The following is a 25,001-nucleotide window of genomic DNA, read 5'->3' on the forward strand; positions in this document are numbered from 1 at the left end:
TGAGCTTTCCTGCCAAGTTCTAACGACTGAACCAACTGCTTTCAAAGGACAAGCAATGAACCCTATGGACTACATCGAGATCGCCAAGCGCGTATTCGACATCGAAGCGCGCGCCGTCGGTTTACTCGGTGACAAGCTGGACAATTCCTTCAGCCAGGCCGTGCAGCAGATTCTGAACTCCAGCGGGCGCGTGATCGTCTGCGGCATGGGGAAGTCCGGGATCATCGGCAAGAAGATTGCCGCTACTCTGGCCAGCACGGGCACGCCGAGTTTCTTCATGCATCCCGGCGAGGCCTACCATGGCGATCTCGGGATGGTGACGGCCGATGATGTCTTCGTCGCCATTTCCAACTCGGGGGAAACCGACGAGGTGGTCAAGCTGATCCCCTTCCTGAGGAACAGCGGCAACTACCTGGTCGCCATGACCGGTAGCCCGGCATCCACGTTGGCCAGGGCCGCCCACAGCCATCTGGATGTCGGGGTACCTGAGGAAGCCTGTCCGTTGCAACTGGCGCCGACCTCTTCGACTACCGCCACTCTTGCCATGGGGGATGCCCTGGCGGTAACCCTGATGAAGGCGCGGGATTTCAAGCCCGAGAACTTCGCCCGTTTTCACCCTGGCGGTTCCCTCGGAAGGCGCCTGCTGAGTCGGGTTGAAGACGAGATGGTCAAGGTCAATTTGCCGCTGGTGCCGGAAGATGCTCGGGTGCTCGACGTCATTCAGGCCATTACTCGCGGAAGCCTGGGACTGGCCATCGTCGAGCATTCCGAAGGGTGGGGGTTGGTCACCGATGGTGATATCCGCCGCGCCATCGAACGATTCAGTGAGGCTGTGTTCGACAAGCGGGCTGGCGAACTCATGAGTCGCGAACCTGCCATGGTGCCTCTCGGCACTCGTGTCGAGGATGCGCTGATGCTGATGGATAAGCGACAGATCACCTCGCTGTTGGTCTTTGAAGGCGAGCGGGTCGTCGGTGTGTTCAAGAAGTAGGTTGGCGACTGCTAATCCTATCTTTCGCTGTCACCTGCGTTTTTCACGCAATCTCACGTTTGAGAAATTCATGGCACTTCAGTTTTTGGCTGGCCGGCTTGGGCGCGACGCTCATGCGTGGGAAATGCTGGTTGGCCGCATTTGGCGAATACGAGTTGGTCCCTATGGGGAGTTCGTTGAAGTTTTGTTTGATCGCTGATCGCTGATCGCTGATCGCACCGCACATGTCTACCCACGTCTTGGGCCGACGTATGAGTGGTATACCGCCGCTGCCCATGCAGTAGTCCTGGAAGCCGGAGGGGGGCTGGATAGTGAAGGTCAGCCGCTGCGGTACAACACGAAGGCTGACTTCCTCAATCCGTATTTCTTCGTGTGGGCTTCGTCTCCGGCGTAAGCGTCTATTTATCCCTATCGAAGCTTGAATGTCGCAGGTGTGGTTCGGTTGCCACAGCTCTCTGCGCTAATTTCTGAATGCCCCAAACGATACCAATAGTTGCCGGCGTCGCTGCGCTGGTGTGGCGGCTATCGCCATCGCGGCGAGGGCGGCGATCCGTGCCCACGGCGCGAACCTTTTCATATCCCTCTGAATGGATGCTGACTTTTGACTGAGAGAATTCTGGTAACCGGCGGTGCCGGCTATATCGGTTCGCACACGACCCTGGCGTTGCTCGAAGCCGGGTTTGAGGTAGTGGTGCTGGATAACCTGAGCAACAGCTCGGCCGAATCGCTGCGCCGGGTGGCGCAGATCTGCGGCCGGACGCCGGAGTTTGTTGAGGGTGATATTCGTGATCGTGCTCTGCTGCGCAGGTTGTTCGCCGATCACTCGATAGATGCGGTGCTGCACTTTGCCGGGTTGAAGGCGGTGGGGGAGAGCGTGCGCAAGCCGCTGGACTACTACGAGAACAACGTGGCCGGCACCTTGGCGCTCTGCCAGGCCATGGCCCATGCCGGAGTGTTCCGCCTGGTGTTCAGCTCCTCCGCTACGGTGTACGGCGAGCCGGAACGGATGCCGATCTGCGAGGCGTTCCCCACGGGCGTGCCGACCAACCCTTATGGCCGCTCCAAGCTGATGGTCGAGGACCTGTTGCGCGACCTGGCCCACTCTGACTCGCGTTGGAGCATCGCCCTGCTGCGCTACTTCAACCCGGTGGGCGCCCATGCCAGTGGACTGATCGGCGAGGACCCCAACGGCATCCCCAACAACCTGCTGCCCTATATCAGCCAGGTGGGCGTCGGCAAGCTCGAGCGCCTGTCGGTGTTCGGCGGGGACTACCCGACGGAGGACGGCACCGGGGTGCGCGACTACATCCATGTGGTGGACCTGGCTGCGGGGCACCTCAAGGCCCTGCAGGCGATCAGCCAGCGTAGCGGGGTGAACGTCTGGAACCTGGGCACCGGCATTGGCTACAGCGTGCTGCAGATGGTCCAGGCATTCGAGCAGGCCAGCGGGAAGCGGGTGCCCTATAAGGTGGTCGGTCGCCGTCCGGGAGACATCGCCGAATGCTGGGCCGACCCGTCCAAGGCCGCCCACGAACTCGGCTGGAAGGCCGAGCGCGGGTTGTCGGAGATGATCGCCGACACCTGGCGCTGGCAGGTGCGCAATCCGCAGGGATATGCGCAGTAGGTCCCATCGCGCTCGGGTCGCGCCTACGTGATTGACGGCGCATCGGTGTGGGAGCGTCGCCCCCGGCGCGAGCTTTTCTGAATGACCCACACGACCCCGATGGTTGCCGGCGTTGGCGCGCTGGTGTGCCTGCTGCCACCATCGCGGCGAGGACGCGGATCGCCGCCCGGCCGCTCCTACAGGGAACGCGGTGTACTTTGCAGGGGCGACCGGGCGGCGATTCGGCGGGCGGCATCCGTGCCTTCGGCGCGAGCTTTTGATTTTCTGTTTCCCATCGGCCGCTTGTGGCCTCTTTCGCAATAACCAAGGTACCCCATGATCCGCAAATGCCTGTTCCCCGCTGCCGGTTACGGCACCCGTTTCCTGCCGGCCACCAAGTCCATGCCCAAGGAGATGCTGCCCATCGTCAACAAGCCGTTGATCCAGTACGGCGTCGAGGAGGCGCGTGATGCCGGGCTGCAACAGATGGCCATCGTCACCGGCCGCGGCAAGCGTGCGCTGGAGGATCACTTCGACATCAGCTACGAGCTGGAGCACCAGATTCGCGGCACCGACAAGGAGAAGTACCTCACCGGCACCCGCGAGCTGATCGACCAGTGCACCTTCTCCTACACCCGCCAGGTGGAGATGAAGGGCCTGGGCCACGCCATCCTCAGTGGCCAACCGCTGATCGGCGACGAGCCCTTCGCCGTGGTGCTGGCCGATGACCTGTGCCTGAACCTCGGTGGTGACGGTGTGCTGGCGCAGATGGTCAAGCTGTACAAGCAGTTCCGCTGCTCCATCGTCGCCATCCAGGAAGTACCGCGCGACCAGACCAGCAAGTACGGGGTGATCGCCGGCGAGATGATCCGCGACGACATCTACCGGGTCAGTCACATGGTCGAGAAGCCCAAGCCGGAGGACGCGCCCTCCAACCTGGCGATCATCGGTCGCTACATCCTCACCCCGGACATCTTCGACCTGATCGCCGACACCGAGCCGGGCAAGGGCGGCGAAATCCAGATCACCGACGCGCTGATGAAGCAGGCCCAGAGCGGCTGCGTGCTGGCCTACAAGTTCCAGGGCCAGCGCTTCGACTGCGGCAGCGCCGAAGGCTATATCGAGGCGACCAATTTCTGCTTCGAGCGGTTGTACAAGCAGGGGTTGTAGGCACGGCGCCGTTTTGAGGGCCGGCTCTACCAGAGGAGCGTGGGAGTGCTGCGGTCGCGTATGATGTTTGTCGCCTCTAATACTGAACAGTGATTAATCCATGACTGATCAAGACATTCGCTGGCAACAACGCCTGGTCAACTACAGTCGAGCCCTTGCTCAGCTGAGTCGCGCCGTGACGTTGGCGCAGACGCGGCCACTCAGTGAGTTGGAAAAGCAGGGCCTGATCCAGGCCTTTGAGTTCGTCTTCGAGTTGGCCTGGAACCTGATGAAGGACTACTTCCTTTATCAGGGCAACCCGGCCATCAGTGGCTCGCGCGACGCCATTCGCAACGCGTTCAAGCAGGGCCTGGTAGCGGATGGCGAAGGCTGGATGGAGATGATCAAGAGCCGTAACCAGACCGCGCATACCTACAATGAGTCTGTTGCCAACGCGATTGCAGACAGCATCACTGCGCAGTATCACGATCTGTTCCTGCAGCTGCAGAAACACATGCAAGACTTGGCCGACGACAAATGAACGGGCGACTCTCGTTTGGCTTGCCAGCTCAGGCAGTCGAGCAATTGCGCGGTGTTTTCCAAAGCTGGCCGCAGGTCAAGCGGGTGCTGCTTTATGGGTCGCGGGCCAAGGGAAACTATCGGCCTGGCTCGGACATCGACCTCACAGTTGAAGGCGAAGATCTGTCGCTCGCGGACCTGCTGGCCATCGAAAATCAAATTGACGACCTTCTGCTGCCTTGGATGGTCGACCTCTCCCTCAAACAACAAATCGACAACCCGGCGTTGCTCGATCACATACAACGTGTGGGCATTGCCTTCTACACGCGCGCGGAGCTGCGGCCGAATGGCTGATGGCTGTTCAGGTAGTTTGAGCACACCTGGGTAGAAGCGACCGCACATCGCTCGCCGAGCACTCCCTTAGGGGGCGTTCTTGTAGGAGCGTCGCCCTCGGCGCGAGCTTTCCTGGTGGTAATCGCGGCGAGGGCTCGGATCACTGGCACAGGTTGTAGGGTTCAGGTTTTCGCGGTGGCTTCGTTTATTGGGCGGCCATGCGGCCCGCATCGCGGCGAGGGTCGGAACGCCGCCCGACGGATCGCCGCCCGGCCGCTCCTACAGGCTCGCGGTGTATCGCGCGGTGCTGATGCGGCTCAACCGCGCAAATATTGTCTCTATTGATGGATGTTCCGTTTGAAACCTACGTTCTTCGTTGTCTGTTGCGCGCTGATGCTCTACGGCCTGTTCCGCCCGCAATCACCGCCGGATTTGTTCGAGCAGTCGGACAAGGCCCTGCACCTGCTGGCCTTCGGCGCGCTGGCACTGAGCAGCCGCCTGGCTTTCGAGCGGCTGCCGGGCTGGCCGCTGTGGGGCGTGTTGTTTGCCCTGGCGCCGCTGCTGGAATGGCTGCAGCACCTTGTGCAGCCGGTGCGTCAGTTCAGCCAGGACGACATCCTGGCCAATGCCCTCGGTGTGCTGCTGGCCTGGCTGACGTGGCAGGCCTTGCGCAGCCGTTTGCGCGTGCTGGGTTAAGGGCAATGGCCGAGGGCGAGCTGATGGCATATTGCCGCCAGATTGCGGGTCAGCGACCTACACTGAACCTGAGGGCGGATTTGCGGAGAGGGTGAGTTGATGTAGGGAGCCGCTCGAGGCGCAGTACCCAGCGAGCGTGGCAGTGATGAATCTCGGGTCGAGAAGTACTGAAGTAGAGAACCCGTGGGCGGCCGTTAGCCGCCTGAGCGTTTGGCAATACCACCTGGTCCGTGTTGGCTTGCGCCAGCATGTGTGGTGGTTGGTGCATTTTCCCGTCGGCGAGGCGGCGCGTTCGGCCTGTCTCGCGTGCGCAAGCGCTACGCCACTGGCCGGCAGGCGCTGTGAGTACTTGTTGGCCAGGTCTCAGGCGGCGCCGTGCATACTGGTGCTGGTGGCAGCGTTGGTATTGCCTGGCTGTGCACGCGAGAGCGCGCCGCCCGCGATCATTCGTGACGATGTGCTGATCCATGTGCGCCTGGTCGATCAGATCGAATACAAGCCCGGCACCGAAGCATTCGGCTTGGCACGCTGCGCCAATGATGTGTGCGTGCTGGAGATCCTGCGAGATCGATACCCGTTCTGCCTGCAGCATGAGATTCGCCATGCCTTCGAGGGCGACTGGCATCCGGATAGGGAAACCCTGGACGATTGCTGAGTGGTCCGCTGCGGCTGCCTGGTTCAAGCCAGCGCATTGCTGCGCGGGCGTTTGTGGCTGTGGCTGCCGGCCAGTACCGCTATCGCGCAGAGCACCACCAGGGTCGCGGCGTTGGCGGGGATCTGCAGGTTGAAGTCGGTGCTGGAGTGGATCAGCAGGGCGATGATGCCCATGGCCGCGCCGAAGCCGACGCCGCTGCGGTACACCGACTCGCGTCGCCACAGGGCGCGCAACGCTTGCCACAGGGCCAGCAGCAGGAAGGCCGCGAGCGGCAGCAGGCCGAGCAGGCCGAATTCGATGGCGAACTGCAGGTAGTCGTTGTGGGCGTGGTCGAAGTGCAGGCGGATGTCCTCGCCGGGATACTGCGGGAACACCGCCTCGAAGCTGCCGGCGCCCTGGCCCAGCAGGGGGCGCTCCTGCAGCAGCGGGATGGCGTAGCCGAACACGTCGTCACGCACCTCGTTGGCCTGTTGCACCACTTCGCCGTTGACCACCACGTCGTTGAGGCGGGTGTTGAGCAGGCGGTCCTTGAGCTTCTCCAGGCCGAAGTACTGGCTGATCACCAGCACGTCGATGAGCACGATGCTGGCCAGGATCAGGCCGTTGCGCAGGCGGTGTTCCTTGTTCAGCAGCACGAACAGGCCGCCGACCAGCAGCAGGCTGGCGAAGAAGCCGGTGTTGCCCATGCGCGAGTGGGTCATCACCAGGGCAATCACCATCACCACCAGGGCCAGGCGCAGGCGCGCCTTGGGGCCCATCAGCAGCTCCAGCAGGTTGACCCAGCTGAAGGGCCGGCCGTCGCGCAGGGCCAGCAGCAGGCCGATGCCGCAGGCCAGGGTCATCTCCAGGTAGCCGGCCAGGTGGTTGCGGTTGACGAAGGTGCCGGTGGCATCGCCGAGGTAGCTGGTCTTGGGCGTCAGCAGCAGCCACTCCCCCCCGGACAGGGTCATGAACGCGCCCCAGAAGGCCTGCAGGGTGCCGCTGACCACCAGGGTGCCGAGCAGCAGGGTCAGGCGCTTGCGCGTGTGGCACAGGCTGACCACCAGCAGGAACAGCAGGCTGTAGGCCAGGCCGAGCATCAGGTACTGGAAGGTCGCGCCGTTGTCCATGCTCAAGCCCGCCAGCCACTGCACCGCCACCCAGGCCTGGGCCAGCAACAGCAACCCCAGCAGGGGCAGGGCGGCCTTGATCTGGCGCGCCGGCGGCAGTGCGCCGCGCATCTGGCCGATCGCCCACAGGCCCCCCAGCCCACCCATCAACAGCACGAACAGCCCCACGGCCCAATCGCGATTGCTGCCCAGCGGCAGCGGCAGCCAGACCAGGGTGAACAGCAGCGCGGCCAGCAGGAAGCGATCGAGGCGGGTGGAAGCGTTGGACATGTACTGAGCAATCCCTGGCGGCGGGTGGGCACGTGACGATTTCGCAGGGGCGCATTGTAGGGGCATCGGCTCCGGGGCTCTAGGTTATAAAACTCGCCATTGATGGCGGGGGGCTGTGTACGTCGGAGCACACTGTTAGTAACTGTCAGCCTGTTTCGTGTCGCTCTGTATACGCTGCTCAGGCGTGCGTCATGCCGGCTGCCAGCACGTGGCTGCAGCGACATCAGGCGCGCGGCAAAACGTGGCAATTGTTACGACTCAATCACTTGGCAGGGATGGCCGCTCATGACCACCAAAGAGCAACAGATCACCGAACTCATCACGCTGACTTCGCGCAGCATCACCCACCTGACGGCTACCTTGACCATGCTCTCTTTCGACCTGCTGCGCAGCGAGGAAAAGAACCTGCGCGGCGCCGGTTCGCGCATGCTCGCGAGGCTGGAGGCGGTGAGCAAGGAGCTGGATCAGCACTGGAAGTTGATCGCCGAGCTGAACGGGGAACAGCCACCGCATCGCGACGATGCGGTGGAAGAGGTGCTTATGCACCTGGTGAAGTAAGTCGCCTGCAATTACACCGTGGGAAGTAGTGCAGGTTCGCCCGCCGCTTAACCTGTCCGGCTTGCAGGCGGCCTGTCGCTGTCATGGCGGTTGGCCTGCATCGCGGGCGGCTGGTGATGACCATCCTGACCCACGCCTCTCGTCGGATTGGCCCAGGCAACCCAGCGGGCGCTGGTCGATCCGAGCGCGCCTTGGCCCTCCTGCGCTGTCCGCCCGGACCCTGAATCGCTGCCAGGCGCCGGCAACGCCGCTATCAAACCGACTCGTTTTCGCTTCGCCCCTGGAGTATTGCAGGGCGTTCTCCATGAGCGCATGCAAGCGTCAAGGACGGGCTTCGCGCGTCATTAAGGTTGGCAGAAGCACACGGTGTTATTGGCCATATTGGGTCTCTCTTATTATTGATTAAACAATCAATTAACCTGGCTCTGTGGGCTATTGTCCTGAACTTATATGGCTGTATAGATATTTTCTGGCACGTTCGTTTTATTAACTTCGATTGTTATAAATTGTCAGCCTTCTGCCAATGCTGGGGTCTACATTAGGCCACGTGATGGCTGCGCCGGATGTGCGTCCACTCGCCCCTCAATAATAAGATCAAGACTCTGAAGCTGCGCCGAACTGGCCCTTAATAAAGGGAGGCCGGTAGGCACGGCCGGATTCCTCTTGCATGGCGTGCAGGCGGGCTGGGGTGTGACGATCTCAACTGCGCAATATCCCCGGCACTTCAAGGCTCACTTGAAATGGCCTGGCGGTCGATAGCCTCGGTTTAGTGCAAGACGCAGCGGCCATCGGCCGCGAACAAGGTCCGTGAACCGTTATGGTGCACGGATAAACTTAGAATGCTGGGCGTTATCCCGCGCGAGTTATTTTGCCGTCGTTGCAGGTCAATCAATCCTATTTAGTGAAGTAACTGTGTTGAACGTTTTTCCTCAATCTAACTTGTGCCAGTTTCTCGTGTGGAAGCCGTTCAAGTTTGTTTGCTCGAAAAGCGGGCAGCGAGAACTCGGCAACTGCCACAACTTATCTGCGGATATTGGTTGTGCTCGTCGTTTTGCCTTTCAATCGCTGGTGGCAAGGGTTGGTGTGTGAAAGATAACCTGGTGTTGCCGTTCCGCTTGTCCGGCCAACACTTGGCCGTGGCCCTCGATCAGGTGGTGCGCGTGCTGCCGGCATTGCGCAGTACCCCCTTGCCGGGCGCGCCCGAGTCGATCTCTGGCCTGGCCAACGTCCGTGGCCGGTTGCTGCCGGTGGTGGACCTGGCCCGGCGTTTTGCCTGGAGCGCGCCCGCCCTCGATCTGTGGCAACCCTTCATCTGGCTGCGTAGCAGCAAGCGTGAACTGTTGCTGCCGGTGGAGCATGTGGAGGTCGTGAGGGCCTTCGCGACCGATGACTTCACCGCCGCCCCGGACCCGCGGGTGCCTTCCAGCCTGCTGCGCGGGGTGGTGCGCAGCGCCGAGGGACTGCTGCTGATCCAGGACGTCGAACAGCTGCTCAGCGATAACGACGAAGCGCAGTTGCTGGAGCTGCTCGCCAGCCGGGAGGGCTCGCTCGATGTTGCGCACTGAGGCGAGCGCTTCCCCGCGCCTGTTGGCGGCGCTAAGCCAGAAGGTCTTGCGCCATCTGGGCGCGGACTTTTCCGGTGAGCGGCAGGCGGAGCTGTTGCGCCGCCTGCAGCTGCTGGCCCTGGAGCGGGAAGTAGCGGATTTCGACGGCTGGTTGCAGGCGCTGGCGTTCGCCGAGTGGGATGCCGGCCAGGTGCAGTCGCTGATCGCCGCCTTCACCGTCGGTGAAACCTATTTTCGCCGCGATTCCGAGGCCTTCGACTGGCTCGCCAGCCAGCACCTGGCGCCCTTGCTGGAGCGTCGGCGGCGCGAGGGGCGACGCCACCTGCGCCTGTGGAGTGCCGGCTGCTGTACCGGGGAGGAGGCCTATGGCCTGCTGTTCCTGGTCGACGAGCTGCTCGGCAGCGAGCGCGGGCAATGGACGCTGGAACTGGTTGCCAGCGATATCAACGCAGGCTTTCTCGCCCGCGCCGAGCAGGGGCTGTATGGGCGCAACGCCTTTCGCAGCAGCGAGAACGACTTCCGCATGCGCTACTTCCAGGCCGAGGGGCGCCTGTGGCGGGTGCGTCCGGCCTGGCGCGAGCGCATCCGCTTCGTCCAGTACAACCTCGCCGACGCCGCCCTGGCCCCCGCCCTGGCGAACGCCGATGTGATCCTGTGCCGCAACGTGCTGATGTATTTCACCCCGGGGCGGGCGCAGGCGGCGCTGCGCCGACTGCTCGGCAGCCTGAGTGGCGATGGTGTGCTGCTGCTGAGCGCCGTGGAGGCCGGGCTGGCGACCCAGGCCGGCCTGCAGGGCCGCTGGGCCGGCTGCAACTACGCGCTGGCCGCCAGGACGCGGCAGTCGCCCTGGGCCAACAGCCCGGCTTCGCCAAGCCGCGCCGCGTTGGCCGCGCCGCCGCGCGCCAACCTGTCCGCCCCGGTGGTTTCCCTTCCAACCGAGAAGCCGCGTTCGGCCGTTGCTGCGCCGGGCACCGAGCTGCGCAGCGCCGTCGAGAGCGCCGAGGCAACCGCTGCACGTCACTGGCGGCAGGCCACCCAGGCCCAGGCGGCGGGCCAGCATGAGCAGGCCCGTGCGGCACTGACGGCCTACCTGAACTGTGCCGGCCCGGGCCGCGCGCAGCAGCACCAGGCCTGCCTGGCCATGGCGCGCAGCTGGGCCGATCAGCAGCAGTTCGAGCCGGCCGGGGAGTGGCTGCAGCGCGCGCTCGCGCTGGATCCAGCCTCGATATCGGCGTACTGGCTGCAGGCCCTGCTGGCGCAGCAGTGTGGCGACAACCGCCAGGCCCTGCTGGCGCTGCACAAGGCCTTGTATCTGCAGCCCGAATTCATCCTCGGCTACTTCCTGCGCGCCCGCCTGCTGCGCGCCGACGGCCAGTCGCGCGCCAGCCAGAAGGCCTTGCAGGTCTGCCGGCAACTGCTCCTGGGCCAGGACAGCCAGGCCCTGGTTCCCCTCGGCGACGGCCTCAGCTGTGCGCAGCTGCTGCGCCTGTGCGATCAACTATTGGAGGACTCGAGCAGATGTCCGAGCCTGTGAACGAAGACCCGCGCTGGAGCCAGATTCATCAGCGCCTGGCCCAGTGCGAGCTGCGCCTGGCCGCCGGCTTCGGCGTGGATGCCGAGGAGCGCGATGCGCGCCTGCGCGAGCGCACCCGGCAATGGGCGCAGACGATCGAGCCGGAGCAGGTCGAAGGCTGGCTGGAGGTGTTGTCCTTCAACATCAGTGGCGAGCAGTACGCCATCGAAAGCGCGCATGTCGCCGAGGTGCTGCCGCTGCCCCACTTCACCCCGTTGCCGGGCACACCGCCCTACGTGCTGGGCATCGTCAACGTGCGTGGCCATATCGTCTCGCTGCTCGATCTGCGGGTGCTGTTCGAGCTGCCGATGAACAGTCTTTCCGACAAGAACTTCCTGATGATTCTGCGCGGCCCCGAGATGGAGTTCGCGCTGCTGATCGACCGGGTCCTGGGCATCTCGCGGATCCGCCGTGACGCGCTGCAGACCGAACTGGCCAACCTGACCGGGGTGCGCGCCGCCTACCTGCTGGGAGTTACCGCCGATCAGTGCACGGTGCTGGACGGCGAGCGGCTGCTGGGCGACCCCAATTTACGCGTGATGGACGAGGATTAGTGGCGATGCAAAGTGTGATGACCCGAGCCTTCAACCTGGGGATCGGCAGCAAGCTGGTCGCCGCCTTCGCCGCGCTGATCTTGGGCTTCGGCACCCTGCTGTTCGGCAGCCTGGAGCGCTTCGCCAACCTGCAGGACAGCGAGCAGCAGCAGTTCCAGGACCACTATGGGCGGGTCTCCGATGTCAAGGAGCTGCGCCTTAATCTCGCGGCCCAGCGTACTGACCTGATGCGGGCGATCATCGAGCAGACGCCGGCCGATCTGCGGGGCATAGAAGAGGGTATGCGCCAGCGCAGCGCGATCAACGACCGCCTGGTCAAGCGGCTGCAGCAGGCCGCCGGCGGCGATCAGGCATTCGCCGAGCTGTTCGACGAGCTGCTGGTGGTCCGCGAGGCCTTGGCCGATACCCGCGCCGAGCAGCTGGCGATGATCCGCGCCGGCGAATACGAGCAGGCGCGGCTGCTGAGCATGGGCGTGCAACTCGAGCGCATGCAGCGAATTCATGAACTCGGCGTAGAGCTGTCCGAACTCACCGACCAACGTGTCGCGGCGGCCGTGGAACGTTCGCGTCAGGCCCTGGAGGCCCAGCGCGACCGGATATTCAACTTGAGCCTGCTGCTGGTCGGTTTGAGTGCCGTGCTGGCCTGGCTGCTCAGCCGCCATATCGCCAGGCCGCTGTCACGCCTGACCGGCTGGGCCGAGCGCATCGGCCGGGGCGAGATTCCCCAGGGCATCGTCGCCAGCACGCGCCAGGATGAAGTCGGACGCCTGTCCCAGGCGTTCGTCGACATGAGCCAGTACCTGCGCGAACTGGTGCAGGAGATGAACGAGGGCATCACGGTGCTGGCTACGTCCAGCGAGCAGATCCTCGCCGCCACCAGCCAGGTGGCTACCAGCACCCAGGAGACCGCCACCGCCATCAGCGAGATCGTGACCACGGTGGAGGAGGTCAAGCAGACCGCGGTGCTGGCCGGCAGCAAGTCGCAGACCGTGGCCGAGAGCACCGAGCGCACCCGCCAGGTGGCGCTGAGCGGGTGCGAATCGGTGGAGGAGTCGCTCAAGGGCATGGGGCATATCCGCGAGCAGATGCAGGCGGTGGCGGAAAGCATCATGACCCTGGGCGAACAGAGCCAGACCATCGGCGAGATTGTCGCCTCGGTGGGCGACCTGGCCGAGCAGTCCAACCTGCTCGGGGTCAACGCCTCGATCGAGGCGATGAAGGCCGGCGAGGCGGGCAGGGGCTTCTCGGTGGTGGCCCAGGAGGTCAAGGCCCTGGCCGACCAGTCCAAGCAGGCCACCGCCCAGGTGCGCAGAATGCTCGGCGAGATCCAGAAGGCCATGACCCGATCGGTGCTGTTGGCCGAGCAGGGCAGCAAGACCGTGGAGAGCGGCTACGCGCGCGCCCAGTCCAGTGGCGATGCGATTCGCACCCTGAGCAGCAATATCGAAACGTCCAGCGAGGTGGCGCTGCAGATCGCCGCCACCAGCCAGCAGCAACTGGTCGGCATGGACCAGATCGTCACGGCCATGGCCAGCATTCGCCAGGCCAGCCAGGACAACGTCGGTGGTACCCGTCAGGTCGACCTGGCGGCGCGCAACCTGCATCAACTGGGACTCAAGCTGCAGGGCCTGGCGAGCCGCTTCAGCCTGTGAGTCCGACCACCAACGCGATTAATTGAGTTTGCCCCCGGGTCTGTCCGGGGGACCAGGAGAAACGAGCATGCTGGGACGTATCGCCAACCTACGGATCGGCACCAAATTGGTGCTGACGTTCACCCTGCTTTTCATCGCCTTCGGCTCCTTGCTGGTCAGTTCGCTGCAGCGCTTCGCCGCTGTGCAGGAGAGCGAGGCCAAGCTGTTCCAGCGCAGTTTCGAGCGGGTGTCCCAGGTCAAGGAGCTGCGGGTCAATATCAGCGCCCAGCGCGCCGAGTTGCTGCAGGCGATGGCCAGCGGGCCAGGGGAGAAACTGCGCCAGCGCGAGAGCAGGATCGAGGCATTGTCTCGGGCTAATGACCGTCTGTTCGACGAGCTGCGGGCCGGCCTGGGGGATGAACGCGAGTCGCGCGCGCTGCTCGAGCAGCTGATGAGCGTGCGCAATGCCTTCGTGCAGACCCGCGACCAGCAGCTGATCCCGTTGATCCGGCAGGGCAACGTGGAGCAGGCGGCCGAGCTGGCGCTGGGCATCCAGTTCGAGCGGATGGCGCGGATCGACGAACTAGGGCAGCGTCTGGCCGAATTGACCGAGGCCAATGTGCGACAGGCCTTGTTCCAGGCCGAGGAGGCGGTCGAGCGCCAGCGCCTGGAGCAGTTGGCGACTGGCCTGATCGTCTTGCTGCTCGGCGTCGTCATGGCCTGGCAGCTCAGCCGGCATATCGCCCAGCCGCTGGCGCACCTGACCCTGATCGCCGAGCGCATCAGCCGTGGCGAAATCCCCCGGGAGCTGCGCAGCGGAAGCCGCGCGGACGAGGTCGGTCGCCTGACGACGGCCTTCAGCCAGATGAGCCGTTACCTGCTGGCCCTGGCCGCCAAGGCCGAGGGCCTGGCCCAGGGTCACCTCGGCCAGGACAGCCAGCCGGTGTCCGACCAGGATGTGCTGGGCACTGCCTTCGCCACCATGCTGGCGAACCTGCGCAACCTGGTCGGCGAGCTCAACGAGAGCATCACGGTGCTGGCGACGTCCAGCGAGAACGTGCTGGAGGCTACCAGCCAGGTCGCCACCAATACCCAGGAAACCGCCACCGCCATCAGCGAGATCGTCACCACGGTGGACGAGGTCAAGCAGACCGCGGTGCTGGCCAGCAGCAAGGCGCAGTCGGTAGCCGACAGCACCGCACGTACCCGCGAGGTGGCCCAGGGCGGCCGCCAGGCGGTGGAGGAGGCGCTCAAGGGCATGGGCCTGATCCGCGAGCAGATGCAGGCGGTGGCGGAAAGCATCATGCGCCTGGGCGAGCAGAGCCAGACCATCGGCGAGATCGTCGCCTCGGTCAGCGACCTGGCCGAACAGTCCAACCTGCTCGGGGTCAACGCCTCGATCGAGGCGATGCGCGCCGGCGAGACCGGCAAGGGGTTCTCGGTGGTGGCCCAGGAGGTCAAGGCCCTGGCCGACCAGTCCAAGCAGGCCACCGCCCAGGTGCGCGGCATACTCGGCGAGATCCAGAAGGCCATGACCAAGGCGGTGCTGCTGGCCGAGCAGGGCAGCAAGGCGGTGGAGGCGGGGTACGAGCGCGCGCAATCGAGTGGCGAGGCGATCCGCGCGCTAGACAGCAGCATCGTCGAGTCCAGCGAAGTGGCGCTGCAGATCGCCGCCACCAGCCAGCAGCAGATGCTCGGCATGGATCAGGTGGCCAACGCCATGAGCAGTATTCGCGAGGCCAGCCAGAGCAACGTCAGCGGTACCCGGCAGATGGACCAGGCCACGCGCAACCTGCATGCGCTGGGTGTCAAGCTGCAGGGCCTGGCGGCCCAGTTCAAGCTGTGAGCCGCCCATGAGCCTGGATCGCAAGGCACTGCAGGAACGTTTGCTCGAGAGCTTCCGGATCGAGGCGGGAGAGCGCCTGGCCGTGCTCGCCGACACCCTGGCCAACTGGCGCCAGGCGGGGGCCAGCGGCGACTCCATCGAGTCGCTGTTCCGCGAGGTGCACAGCCTCAAAGGCGCCGCCAGGGCCGTGGGCCTGGCGCCCATCGAGCGGCTCTGCCATGCCTGGGAGAGCCTGCTCGGCGCGGCCCGGGCGAACCTGCTGGAAATGACCGCCGAACGCGTCGAGCTCAGCCGGCATGCCTTGCGTGCCGTACAGCATTTGCACGCCGGCCAGGCGCTGGCTTCCGATGAATCAGAACAGCTGTGCGAGCAGCTGGAAAGCGCCGCGCGCGGCGAGGCCGTGGCACTGTCGGCAACGCCTATGGCCAGTCCGGCGCCGCCGACTGACTCGGGCATGGTCAGAGTCTCCGCCCGGCGCCTGGACAACCTGCTGTTCCACAGCGAGAGCCTGTTGCAGCTCAAGCTCGAGGCCCAGGCCCATGCCCGCCGCCTGCGCGAACACGCCGCCGCCTTCGAGCCGCAGCGCGGCAGGCGCCTGCTCGGTGCCGGCCACCTGAAGCGCCTGCACGCCCAGCTCGACGAGCTGCCGCTGGCCAGCCGCGACGCCCTCAAGGGCGTGCTCGACTACCTGAACTGGAGCCAGGCCCAGCTCGATCAGCTGCACTTCGAGGCGATCCACCTGGCCAAGGCCGGGCAGCACCTGGCGCAAGGCCTGAGCCAGCTGTCCGAGGCCCAGGTCGGCGAGCTGCAGGCGGTACTGCTGCTGGCCGGCAGCACGCTGGTGGAGGGCCTGCCGGCCATGGTCCAGGACCTGGCCAGCCAGTCCGGCAAACGGGTCGAGCTGCAGGTGCGCGGCATCGACCTGCAGGTCGACAAGCGCATCCTCGACGAGCTGCGCACGGTGCTCACCCACCTGCTGCGCAACGCCGTGGACCACGGCCTGGAGTCTCCCCAGCGGCGCGAGGCCAGCGGCAAGCCGGCGGTCGGGCAGATTCAGGTGGACTTGCTGCAGGAGTCGGCGGATCGCTTCGAGCTGCGCGTGCAGGACGACGGCGGCGGCATCTCGGCGGCTTCGCTGAAGGCCAAGGCCGTCGCCGCCGGGCTACTCACCCCGGAACAGGCCCAGGCACTGAGCGAGGCGGAAAGCCAGCGGCTGATCTTTCGCTCCGGGCTGTCGACCAGCGCGCTGATCACCGACCTGTCCGGGCGCGGCCTGGGCATGGCCATCGTCCAGGAGGTGGTCGAGCGCCTCGGCGGGCGCATCGAGCTGCAGTCCAGCCCCGGCCGGGGAACCTGCTTCCACCTGCACCTGCCGCTGAGCCTGTCGACCTTCCGCGCGGTGATCGTGCGCAACGCCGAACGCACCTTCGCCATACCGGCACTGGCGGTCGAGCGCTGCCTGCGCCTGCCGGCCGGTGCGCTGAAGAACCTGGAGAACCGCCCCTCGCTGGCCCTCGACGGGCGCGTCCTACCGGTCTGGGCCCTGGCCGACGTGCTGGGCCTGAGCGACACGGCGCGCAGCGGCGACGAGCTGACCCTGCTGGTGCTCAAGGTGCACGGCGAGCCCTTCGTACTGCTGGTCGACGAGCTGCTCGGCGACCAGGAAATCACCGTGAAGAACCTCGGCAAGCAGCTGCTGCGGGTGCGCAACCTGCTGGGCGCGACCCTGCTCGGCGACGGCCAGCTGGTGCCCATCCTGCATCCGGGCGATCTCTACCGCAGCGCCCTGAACGTCGGCGCCGGCAGCCTGCAGCGCCGCGACGGCGAGGCGCCCGGCGCCACGGCGCAGCGCCTGCTGATCGCCGAGGACTCGTTCACCTCGCGCGGCCTGCTCAAGGCCATCCTCGAGGGGGCCGGTTACCAGGTCACCACCGCCAATGACGGGCTGGAGGCCTGGAACGCCCTGAAGCAGGGCGCGTTCGACCTGCTGGTGTCGGACGTGGAGATGCCGCGCATGGACGGCTTCACCCTCACCACGCGGATTCGCGGCGACCGTGAGCTGGCCGAGTTGCCGGTGGTGCTGGTGACGGCGCTGCACTCGGCCGAGGACCGCGCCCGCGGTCTCGAGGTCGGGGCCAGCGCCTACCTGGTGAAAAGCGGCTTCGAGCAGGACAGCCTGCTCGACGCGATTCGTCGTCTGATCTGATTGGGAGCTGTCATGCGCGTACTGATTGTCGACGACTCGCCGGTGCTGCGGATGCTGCTGCGCACGGTGCTGGAGAGTGAAGGTTTCGAGGTGCGCGAAGCCGGCAGCGGCGAGCAGGCCTTGCGCCTGCTGGAAGGCTATCAGCCGGACATCATCACCATGGATGTGCACATGCCGGGCATGGATGGTTACGAAGCCACCGCGTGCATCCTCGAGCTTCACGCGTTGCCCGTGGTGATCGTGACCGCCAGTGCCGATGCCAATGCCGCGGCGACCGCCATCTATGCCCTGGAAGCCGGCGCCCTGGCCGTGCTGGACAAGCCCGTGGGCCCCGATGCGGAGAACTTCGAGCAGCTCGTCGCCGAGTTGCTCAGGACCCTGCGGCGCATGGCCGAAGTGAAGATAGTGCGGCGCCCGCGAACCGTCAGGGGGCACGCGGTCGCGCCGTTCAAGGCGCCCGTCAGCTCCGGTTCGCCCCGGCTGGTGGCCATAGCCGCCTCCGCCGGCGGCCCGGCGGCGCTCAAGTCGATGCTGGCGGGCCTGGCCTCGAATCAACCCTGGCCTCTGCTGCTGGCGCAGCATATTGCCGTGGGCTTTCTGGGCAGTTTCCGCGACTGGCTGGTAACCGTCTGCAAGTTGCCGGTGAGCGTCGCCGAGCACGGCCAGGTGCTGCAGTCCGGCAGGCTCTACCTCGCCCCGGACGGCCAGCATCTGGGGCTGGGCAACGACCTGCGGGTCTGCCTGCAGCCACGCAACAGCGAGCTGTACTGCCCATCGGCCGACCATCTGTTTCGCAGCGTCGCCCAGCGCCTCGGCAGCGAGGCTATCGGTATCCAGCTTTCCGGCATGGGCCGGGACGGTGCCGAGGGCCTGGCCGAGCTGCACCGTGCCGGCGCGCTCACCATTGCCCAGGAACCGGCCAGCGCGTTGATCGATTCCATGCCGCTGGCGGCGATCAAGCTGCACGCGGCGCGTCAGGTGCTGCCGCCCGCGGCGATTGCCGCCCTGCTCAATACCATTGCCTCGCTGGGGGCTGCCTGCAGCGCCCAGCCGGAAGGAGAGTAACCGTGTTCACGGATGCTGAGATTCTTATCGTCGAAGACAGCCCGACCCAAGCCACCGAACTGCAGTTCCTGCTCGAGGCGGTCGGTTGTCAGACCCGAATCGCGCGCAACGGCGTGGAAGCCGTGGCCTGCCTGGCCGAGCGCCTGCCGACCATCGTCATCAGCGATATCGTCATGCCGGAAATGGACGGCTATGAGCTGTGCCGCCGGCTCAAGGGCGATCCGCGCACGGCGAATATTCCGGTGATCCTGGTTACCAGCCTGGCCGACGCCCGGGACGTGGTGCACGGCCTGGCGTGCGGCGCCGACAACTTCATCGTCAAGCCCTACGACGAGAAGTTCCTGATGTCGCGCATCCGTTATTTCATGGTCAATCTGGAATTGCGCAGCAACGAGCGGGTGCAGATGGGCATGGAGGTGATGCTGGAGGGCGAGCGTCACTTCATCACCGCCAGTCGCCAGCAGATCCTCGACCTGCTGATCTCCACTTATGAGCAGGGCGTACGGCTCAATAACGAGCTGCGGGCCAAGCATGACGAGCTGGCCCGCAGCAACTCGCTGCTCAACTGCCTGTTCCATTTCACCAGCGGCTTGAGCGATGCCCACAGCGAGCGTCACGTCATCGACGCGGCCCTGGGACGTATCCTCGAGTTTCCCAACGCGATCGGCGCCTGGCTGCTGCTCAGCGATGCCGGCGAATCCGCTGGTGCGGTGCGCGTGGCCGGGGCGCGCGGCCGTGCCGGCAGCAGCCAGTTCAATATGGAAAGGATGACGACCTGCGTTCAGGAGTGCCCCTGCCGAAATACCTGGCTGAGCGACCAGCTCGGCGCGCCGAGCAATATCGCCGGTTGTCCGGCCCTGGCGCCGATGACCGAGCGCAGCCATGCCAGCATCCCGCTGCAGATCGGTGGCGAAACCATCGGCATGCTCAATGTGGTGCGCAGCCAGGGCCAGCCCTGGCCGGAGGATGCACTCATCGCGCTGGCCTCCATCGGTCGCCAGCTGGCCATGGCCCTGGGGCGCGGGCGTCTGTTCGAAAGCCTGGAGCATCTGGTGGAGCAACGTACCCGGGCACTGACGCAGAGCGAGGCGCTGCTGCGCAAGATTCTCGACAACCTGCCGATCGGTGTGTCGGTGGCCGACAGTCAGGGTCGCCTGATTCTCAGCAACCCGGAGAACGGCCTGATCTGGGCCGGGCAGCAGCCGGCGGAGTTGGCCGACTATGCCCGCTACCAGGGCACCTGGGCCGAGCATGGCGAGCCGTTGCAGCTGGACGACTGGCCCTTGGCTCGGGCCGTGCGTGAGGGCCAGACGCTGCGCAACCAGGCGATCGATATCCGCGCGCCCGACGGTAGCAACAGGTCCACCCTCAGTTCGGCCGTGCCCTATCTGGATGAGCAGGGTGTGGTGCAGGGCGCCATCGCGGTGATCCAGGACATAAGCGAACAGCGTCAGCGCGACCTGGAGATTCGCATCCGCACTCAGGGGCTCGAGGCCAGCGTCAACGCCATCGTGATCACCGACAACCAGCGCGAGGATCAGCCGATTGTCTACGTCAACCCGGCTTTCGAGCGCCTCACCGGCTACAGCAGCGAGGAGGTGCTCGGACGTAATTGCCGCTTCCTGCAGGGCACGGATCGCGAGCAGCTGGAGCTGGAGATGATCCGTCGCGCCTTGGGTGCACAGGAGGAGGGCTGGGCGGTATTACGCAACTACCGCAAGGACGGCTCCGTCTTCTGGAACAAGTTCAGCCTCGCTCCGGTGGTGAATGATCGCGGCAAGGTCAGCCATTTCGTCGGCTACTTGAATGACATCACCGAGGCCAAGCGCTATCAGGAAGAGTTGGAGCACCAGGCCAACCACGATGGCCTGACCGGCTTGCCCAACCGCAACCTGCTCAACGACCGCATTCGGCAGGCCATCGCGTTTGCGGGTCGCAAGCAGGGACGCTTTACCCTGGCCTTTATCGACCTGGACCACTTCAAGGTGGTCAACGACGGCCTCGGCCACAACGCCGGCGACCAGTTGTTGGTGCAGATGGCTACGCGGCTGCAGGCCTGCGTCCGGGAGACCGACACCGTGGCGCGCCTCGGCGGCGACGAGTTCGTCATCCTGCTGGCCGATGGCGGGCAGATCAACCAGAGCATCGACAGCCTGGAGCGTCTCAAACAAAGCCTTGCCGAACCGCTGATGCTCGACGGCCAGGAGGTGGTGGTCGGTTGCAGCATCGGCTTCTGCTGCTTCCCCGAGGACGGCGAGGATCTCGACACCCTGTTGCGCCATGCCGATACCGCCATGTACCAGGCCAAGCATCAGGGCAGGAACCGCATCTGCGCCTTCACCCCCCGGATGAACGAGCAGATGCAGCGCCGCCTGCTGCTCGAGCGCGAGATCCGTCAGGCCCTGCAGTACAACGAGTTCCAGGTGGTCTATCAGCCGCAGCTGGATCTGCACAACGGGCGCTTGTCCGGTTTCGAGGCATTGGTGCGCTGGAGTCATGATGGCAAGACGGTGATGCCCGGTGAGTTCATCCCCTTGGCCGAGGAAACCGGGCTGATTGTCGACATCGATTTCCAGGTCTTCGATGCCGTCTGCCGGCAGCTGCAGCAGTGGAAGTACCTGCTGCTCAACGGCAGCATCGCGGTGAACTTCTCCGCCATCAGCTTCATGGCGCCCGACTTCGTCGAGCGCATCCAGGCCATCCTGCGCCAGCATGAGGTGGCGCCATCGCTGGTCAAGCTGGAAGTCACCGAGTCCATGCTGATGACCAACGCCGATGAGGTGCTGGTCCGCATGCGCGCGCTGATCGAAGTGGGCATTCGCTTCTCGATCGACGATTTCGGCACCGGTTATTCGTCGCTGGGCTACCTCAAGCGTTTTCCCTTCAGCGAACTGAAGATCGACCGCAGCTTCGTCACCGACGTGCACCTGGACCCGGACAGCGCCTCCCTGGCGCGCTCGATGATCTCCATCGGCCATAACCTGGGCATCAAGGTGATCGCCGAGGGCGTGGAGAACGCAGAGCAACTGGGCTTTCTGCGTGCCGCCGGCTGTGACGAGTTGCAGGGCTATTACTACTCGCCACCGTTGCCGCCAGAGACCTGTCTGCAGTTCCTCGGCGAAGGCAGCGAGTTGGAGCTGCCATCCATCCTCGCCGATGACGATCAGCACTATCTGCTGCTGATAGACGATGAACCTGGGGTCATCCGGGCTCTGCAGCGTGAACTGCGCCAGGAGAACTACCGGATATTGGTGGCTCGGAACAGCGTGGAAGCGCTGAATCTGTTGGCGACCCATCCGGTGGACGTGGTGCTGACCGACCTGCGCCTGCCGGACATGAGCGGGGTGGAGATCCTGCGGCGCATCAGGATCCTCTACCCGGAAATCATCCGCATGGTGCTCAGCGGCTCCACCGAAGTGCGCAGTATCCTCAAGGCCATCAATGAAGGCGTCATCTACCGCTTCATCACCAAGCCCTGGGAAGCCGACGACCTGCGCAGCCAGCTGCGCGAGGCCTTCGGCCAGCGACAATTGGTACAGGAGAATCAGCGTATGCGTCAGCGCTTGCTGTGCGGATAGATCCAGGGGAAGTAACGCAGGGACGCTGCTACGCAGTGCTGGCGCGTGGCTAAACCATATGAAGCAGGCGCTTGAGTACTTTCCGTCGCAGTGAGTCTGGCCAGTACCCATCGACGCAGAATCGCCACGTTCATATGCAGATCCATTAACGAAACGGCCTCCACGAAATCCGGGATGATTCAGTGTGCTGGGGGGTTGGCGGAATGGCTATCCCGAGGGGGGCGCGAGACGCCGCTCCGGTGAGTGGACGATGAGTCGGCAGTCCCTGCTTTTCCTGGCCAGTCTTTGTCTATGCTCACTGGGAGACCTTACGCGCCGCTCCGGTGCGGGGTATGACTGATTTGGGAGATGAACGCTATGAGCAAGCATTCTCTGTTTCGTCGTTTGGCTGCCGCCCTGGCGGTGTTCCACCTGCTGATGGTCGCCCAGGTGCCCCTGGCCAATGCGGCGATGATTGGCACCGCCGAGGTGCTGGCCACACAACAGCAACAGGTAGATCGCCAGCAGCTGCTGGGCATGCTGGAAGATCAAGGCGTGCAGAAAAAACTCGAGGCCATGGGTGTGGAGCGGGCGCAGGTTGAGGAACGCATCAACAGCCTGACCAGTGCCGAGCTGGCACAGTTCAATCAACAGCTGCAGGACGCCCCGGCGGGCGGGAGCGTGGTGGGTGTCATCGTGCTGTTCTTGGTGATCTTCATCATCACGGATATGCTCTGCGCTACCAACATCTTCAGTTTCGTCAAATGCATAAATCGCTGAGTGGCTTGCGTTTCCTTCCTGTCTTACTGCTTCTTCTGCTAGCTGCGTGCGCGAGGTCTCCGGTATTACCGCCGGAGACCTCGCGTCTTCCTGAGCGGGTGGAACTCAGCAGCGTGCCCTTCTTCCCGCAGAGCGCCTATCAATGCGGCCCTGCGGCATTGGCGACCATGCTCAACCAGCGCGGGGTGCAGACCAGTCCTGGATTGCTCAAGGACAAGGTATTCATTCCGGGGCGCGAGGGCAGCCTGCAGGTCGAGATGGTGGCCGCGGCGCGGGCCCATGAGCTGCTGGTGTATCCGCTCCAGCCGCGCCTGGAGGCGCTGTTGACGGAAGTGGCGGCGGGCAATCCGGTGCTGGTCCTGCAGAACCTGGCGTTCGATTGGTATCCCCGTTGGCACTTCGCCGTGGTGGTGGGCTTTGACCGCCGTGAGCGCACGTTGATTCTGCGCTCGGGCACCGAGCGGCGCTGGCTGACCAGTTTCGCCAGTTTCGACAGTACCTGGGCCCGTGGTGGGCGCTGGGCGGTACTGACCCTGCCGGCGGACAAGCTACCGGCGCAGCCCGAGTTGCGTTCCTGGCTCAAGGCCGCCAGCGATCTGGAGGAAACCGGCCAGGGCGCGGCGGCCCAGCGCGCCTTCCTGGCGGCGACGCGGCAATGGCCCGAGCAATCTTTGGCGTGGTTCGCGCTGGCCAACAGTCGCTATGCCGATGGCGATCGGCCGGGCGCCGAAGAGGCGCTGCGCACCAGCCTGATGCGCGAGCCGGAGTTCGCCGCGGGCTGGTTCAATCTCTCACAGGTGCTGGGGGAGCGGGGCTGCCGGCAGGGTGCCGAACAGGCGCTGAATTGCGCCCGGCGCCTGGCACCTGAAGATAGCCGATTTGCCGCTGCTGCCCTGCCGGCGTCTGGTGCGGCAGGGCAGTGCGCCGCGCCGCCGGTTTGTCCCCAGGGGCAATGACCACGGCTGAATAGAAAACGGCGCCTGTTGGCGCCGTTTTACTGTGTGCCGGTGATCAGACGCCGAGCCTGTCCCGCAGGCTGTAATACCAGGCGCCCATGGCCGTGAACGGTACGCGGAACAGCTGGCCGCCGGGGAAGGGGTAGTGGGGCAGTTCGGCGAAGGCATCGAAGCGCTCGGCCTGGCCGCGCAGCGCCTCGGCCAGCACCTTGCCGGCCACGTGGGTATAGGTCACGCCGTGGCCGCTGCAGCCTTGCGAGTAATAGATGTTGTCGCCGAGGCGGCCGACCTGAGGCAGGCGCGAGAGGGTCAGCAGGAAGTTGCCGGTCCAGGCGTAATCGATCTTCACATCCTTTAGCTGCGGGAAGGTCTTGAGCATCTTCGGCCGGATGATGGCCTCGATGTTGGCCGGGTCGCGCGCGCCATAGACCACGCCGCCGCCGAAGATCAGGCGCTTGTCGCCGGACAGGCGGTAATAGTCGAGCAGGTAGTTGCAGTCTTCCACGCAGTAGTCCTGCGGCAGCAGGCTGCTGGCCTGCTCATCGGACAGCGGCTCGGTGGTGATGACCTGGGTGCCGCACGGCATCGATTTTGCCGCCAGTTCGGGGATCAGATTGCCGAGATAGGCGTTGCCGGCCACCACCACGAACTTGGCTTTTACGTAGCCGTTCGGGGTATGCACCACCGGATTGGCGCCACGCTCGATGCGAATGGCCGGGGATTGCTCGTAGATCACCCCGCCCAGGGATTCGACCGCTGCCGCTTCGCCGAGCGCCAGGTTCAGCGGGTGGATATGGCCGCCGCTCATGTCGAGCATGCCGCCGAGGTAATTGTCGCTGGCCACCACCTCGCGAATGCGTTTGGCATCCATCAGCTCCAGCTGGGTGTGACCGTAGCGCTCCCACAACTTCTTCTGTGCTTCCAGGTGGTCCATCTGCTTGCCGGTGATGGCCGCGAACACGCCGCCGTCCTTCAGGTCGCACTGGATGTCGTACTTGGCCACGCGCTCACGAATGATGCGTCCGCCCTCGAATGCCATTTGCCCAAGCAGTTGCGCCTGCTGGGGGCCGAGCGTGCGCTCGATGACATCGATGTCGCGGCTGTAGCTGTTGACGATCTGGCCGCCATTGCGGCCGGAGGCGCCGAAGCCGACCTTGGCGGCCTCGACGATGCTCACCTTGAAGCCGTTCTCCAGCAGGAACAGAGCAGTGGACAGGCCGGTGTAGCCAGCGCCGACGATGCAGACGTCGGTTTCTACTTCACCGTTCAGCTCGGGGCGGGCAGGGACGGGGTTTGCCGATGCAGCGTAATAGGATTCTGGGTATGCCGTGTGCGCCATTTTGCATCCTCTGTTCTTTATTTTTTACGAATGCTCCGATGCTACC

At 64.8% G+C, this 25,001-nt stretch carries 20 protein-coding genes; 18 read left to right on the forward strand and 2 right to left on the reverse strand.

Going from position 1 to position 25,001, the window contains the following annotated elements:
- Window positions 1-64 precede the first annotated feature (64 nt).
- The 7 genes from LPB260_RS14220 (at window position 65) to LPB260_RS14255 (ending at window position 5,946) form a co-directional block, all read left to right on the forward strand.
- Window positions 65-991: an SIS domain-containing protein gene (locus LPB260_RS14220; protein ID WP_218281528.1), complete on the forward strand. Its 927-nt coding sequence runs from the start codon at window positions 65-67 to the stop codon at window positions 989-991.
- A 601-nt stretch (window positions 992-1,592) separates the two neighbouring features.
- A complete protein-coding gene (gene galE, locus LPB260_RS14230; RefSeq protein ID WP_256625637.1) occupies window positions 1,593-2,615 on the forward strand; it encodes a UDP-glucose 4-epimerase GalE in 1,023 nt (340 codons plus the stop codon).
- Window positions 2,616-2,930: 315 nt separating this feature from the next.
- Window positions 2,931-3,764, forward strand: a complete 834-nt coding sequence (gene galU, locus LPB260_RS14235) for a UTP--glucose-1-phosphate uridylyltransferase GalU (RefSeq protein WP_208709700.1) — start codon at window positions 2,931-2,933, stop codon at window positions 3,762-3,764.
- Between the two features lie 100 nt (window positions 3,765-3,864).
- The gene (locus LPB260_RS14240) at window positions 3,865-4,284 is read left to right on the forward strand and encodes a nucleotidyltransferase substrate binding protein (protein ID WP_208709702.1); all 420 of its coding nucleotides are present in this window, start codon (window positions 3,865-3,867) and stop codon (window positions 4,282-4,284) included.
- Window positions 4,281-4,616, forward strand: coding sequence for a nucleotidyltransferase family protein (locus tag LPB260_RS14245; protein ID WP_208709704.1), 336 nt, complete (start codon window positions 4,281-4,283; stop codon window positions 4,614-4,616). The genes LPB260_RS14240 and LPB260_RS14245 overlap by 4 nt, the downstream gene beginning before the upstream one ends.
- Before the next feature lie 336 nt (window positions 4,617-4,952).
- Window positions 4,953-5,291, forward strand: coding sequence for a VanZ family protein (locus LPB260_RS14250; RefSeq protein ID WP_208709706.1), 339 nt, complete (start codon window positions 4,953-4,955; stop codon window positions 5,289-5,291).
- A 352-nt stretch (window positions 5,292-5,643) separates the two neighbouring features.
- Window positions 5,644-5,946 (forward strand): hypothetical protein, encoded by a 303-nt coding sequence (locus LPB260_RS14255; RefSeq protein WP_208709708.1) that lies wholly within the window; start codon window positions 5,644-5,646, stop codon window positions 5,944-5,946.
- A gap of 23 nt (window positions 5,947-5,969) precedes the next feature.
- Here LPB260_RS14255 and LPB260_RS14260 read toward each other — a convergent pair whose 3' ends face one another.
- Window positions 5,970-7,325: an O-antigen ligase gene (locus tag LPB260_RS14260; protein WP_208709710.1), complete on the reverse strand. Its 1,356-nt coding sequence runs from the start codon at window positions 7,323-7,325 to the stop codon at window positions 5,970-5,972.
- 285 nt (window positions 7,326-7,610) lie between these two features.
- On the opposite strand from LPB260_RS14260, the gene LPB260_RS14265 reads away from it, so the two are divergent.
- The 11 genes from LPB260_RS14265 (at window position 7,611) to LPB260_RS14315 (ending at window position 23,616) form a co-directional block, all read left to right on the forward strand.
- Complete coding sequence (locus LPB260_RS14265) at window positions 7,611-7,883, forward strand: hypothetical protein (protein ID WP_208709712.1); 273 nt, start codon at window positions 7,611-7,613, stop codon at window positions 7,881-7,883.
- Window positions 7,884-8,968: 1,085 nt separating this feature from the next.
- Complete coding sequence (locus tag LPB260_RS14270) at window positions 8,969-9,448, forward strand: chemotaxis protein CheW (RefSeq protein ID WP_208709714.1); 480 nt, start codon at window positions 8,969-8,971, stop codon at window positions 9,446-9,448.
- Window positions 9,435-10,982 (forward strand): CheR family methyltransferase, encoded by a 1,548-nt coding sequence (locus tag LPB260_RS14275; protein WP_208709716.1) that lies wholly within the window; start codon window positions 9,435-9,437, stop codon window positions 10,980-10,982. The genes LPB260_RS14270 and LPB260_RS14275 overlap by 14 nt, the downstream gene beginning before the upstream one ends.
- Complete coding sequence (locus LPB260_RS14280; protein ID WP_208709719.1) at window positions 10,967-11,575, forward strand: chemotaxis protein CheW; 609 nt, start codon at window positions 10,967-10,969, stop codon at window positions 11,573-11,575. Before LPB260_RS14275 ends, LPB260_RS14280 begins: the two co-directional genes overlap by 16 nt.
- Window positions 11,576-11,580: 5 nt before the next feature.
- A complete protein-coding gene (locus tag LPB260_RS14285) occupies window positions 11,581-13,227 on the forward strand; it encodes a methyl-accepting chemotaxis protein (protein ID WP_218281529.1) in 1,647 nt (548 codons plus the stop codon).
- 67 nt (window positions 13,228-13,294) lie between these two features.
- The gene (locus LPB260_RS14290; protein ID WP_208709721.1) at window positions 13,295-15,052 is read left to right on the forward strand and encodes a methyl-accepting chemotaxis protein; all 1,758 of its coding nucleotides are present in this window, start codon (window positions 13,295-13,297) and stop codon (window positions 15,050-15,052) included.
- Window positions 15,053-15,059: 7 nt separating this feature from the next.
- A complete protein-coding gene (locus tag LPB260_RS14295; protein ID WP_208709723.1) occupies window positions 15,060-17,258 on the forward strand; it encodes a response regulator in 2,199 nt (732 codons plus the stop codon).
- 12 nt (window positions 17,259-17,270) lie between these two features.
- Complete coding sequence (locus LPB260_RS14300; RefSeq protein WP_208709725.1) at window positions 17,271-18,323, forward strand: chemotaxis protein CheB; 1,053 nt, start codon at window positions 17,271-17,273, stop codon at window positions 18,321-18,323.
- A gap of 2 nt (window positions 18,324-18,325) precedes the next feature.
- The gene (locus tag LPB260_RS14305; RefSeq protein WP_208709727.1) at window positions 18,326-21,901 is read left to right on the forward strand and encodes an EAL domain-containing protein; all 3,576 of its coding nucleotides are present in this window, start codon (window positions 18,326-18,328) and stop codon (window positions 21,899-21,901) included.
- Between the two features lie 357 nt (window positions 21,902-22,258).
- Complete coding sequence (locus LPB260_RS14310) at window positions 22,259-22,660, forward strand: PA2779 family protein (RefSeq protein ID WP_208710247.1); 402 nt, start codon at window positions 22,259-22,261, stop codon at window positions 22,658-22,660.
- Window positions 22,645-23,616 carry a PA2778 family cysteine peptidase gene (locus LPB260_RS14315; RefSeq protein WP_208709729.1) on the forward strand — a complete coding sequence of 324 codons (972 nt, stop codon included), beginning with the start codon at window positions 22,645-22,647 and terminating at the stop codon, window positions 23,614-23,616. Before LPB260_RS14310 ends, LPB260_RS14315 begins: the two co-directional genes overlap by 16 nt.
- 55 nt (window positions 23,617-23,671) lie before the next feature.
- Here LPB260_RS14315 and LPB260_RS14320 read toward each other — a convergent pair whose 3' ends face one another.
- Window positions 23,672-24,955, reverse strand: a complete 1,284-nt coding sequence (locus LPB260_RS14320; protein ID WP_208709732.1) for an FAD-binding oxidoreductase — start codon at window positions 24,953-24,955, stop codon at window positions 23,672-23,674.
- Window positions 24,956-25,001 lie beyond the last annotated feature (46 nt).

This window comes from Pseudomonas sp. LPB0260 (genome assembly GCF_013388395.1).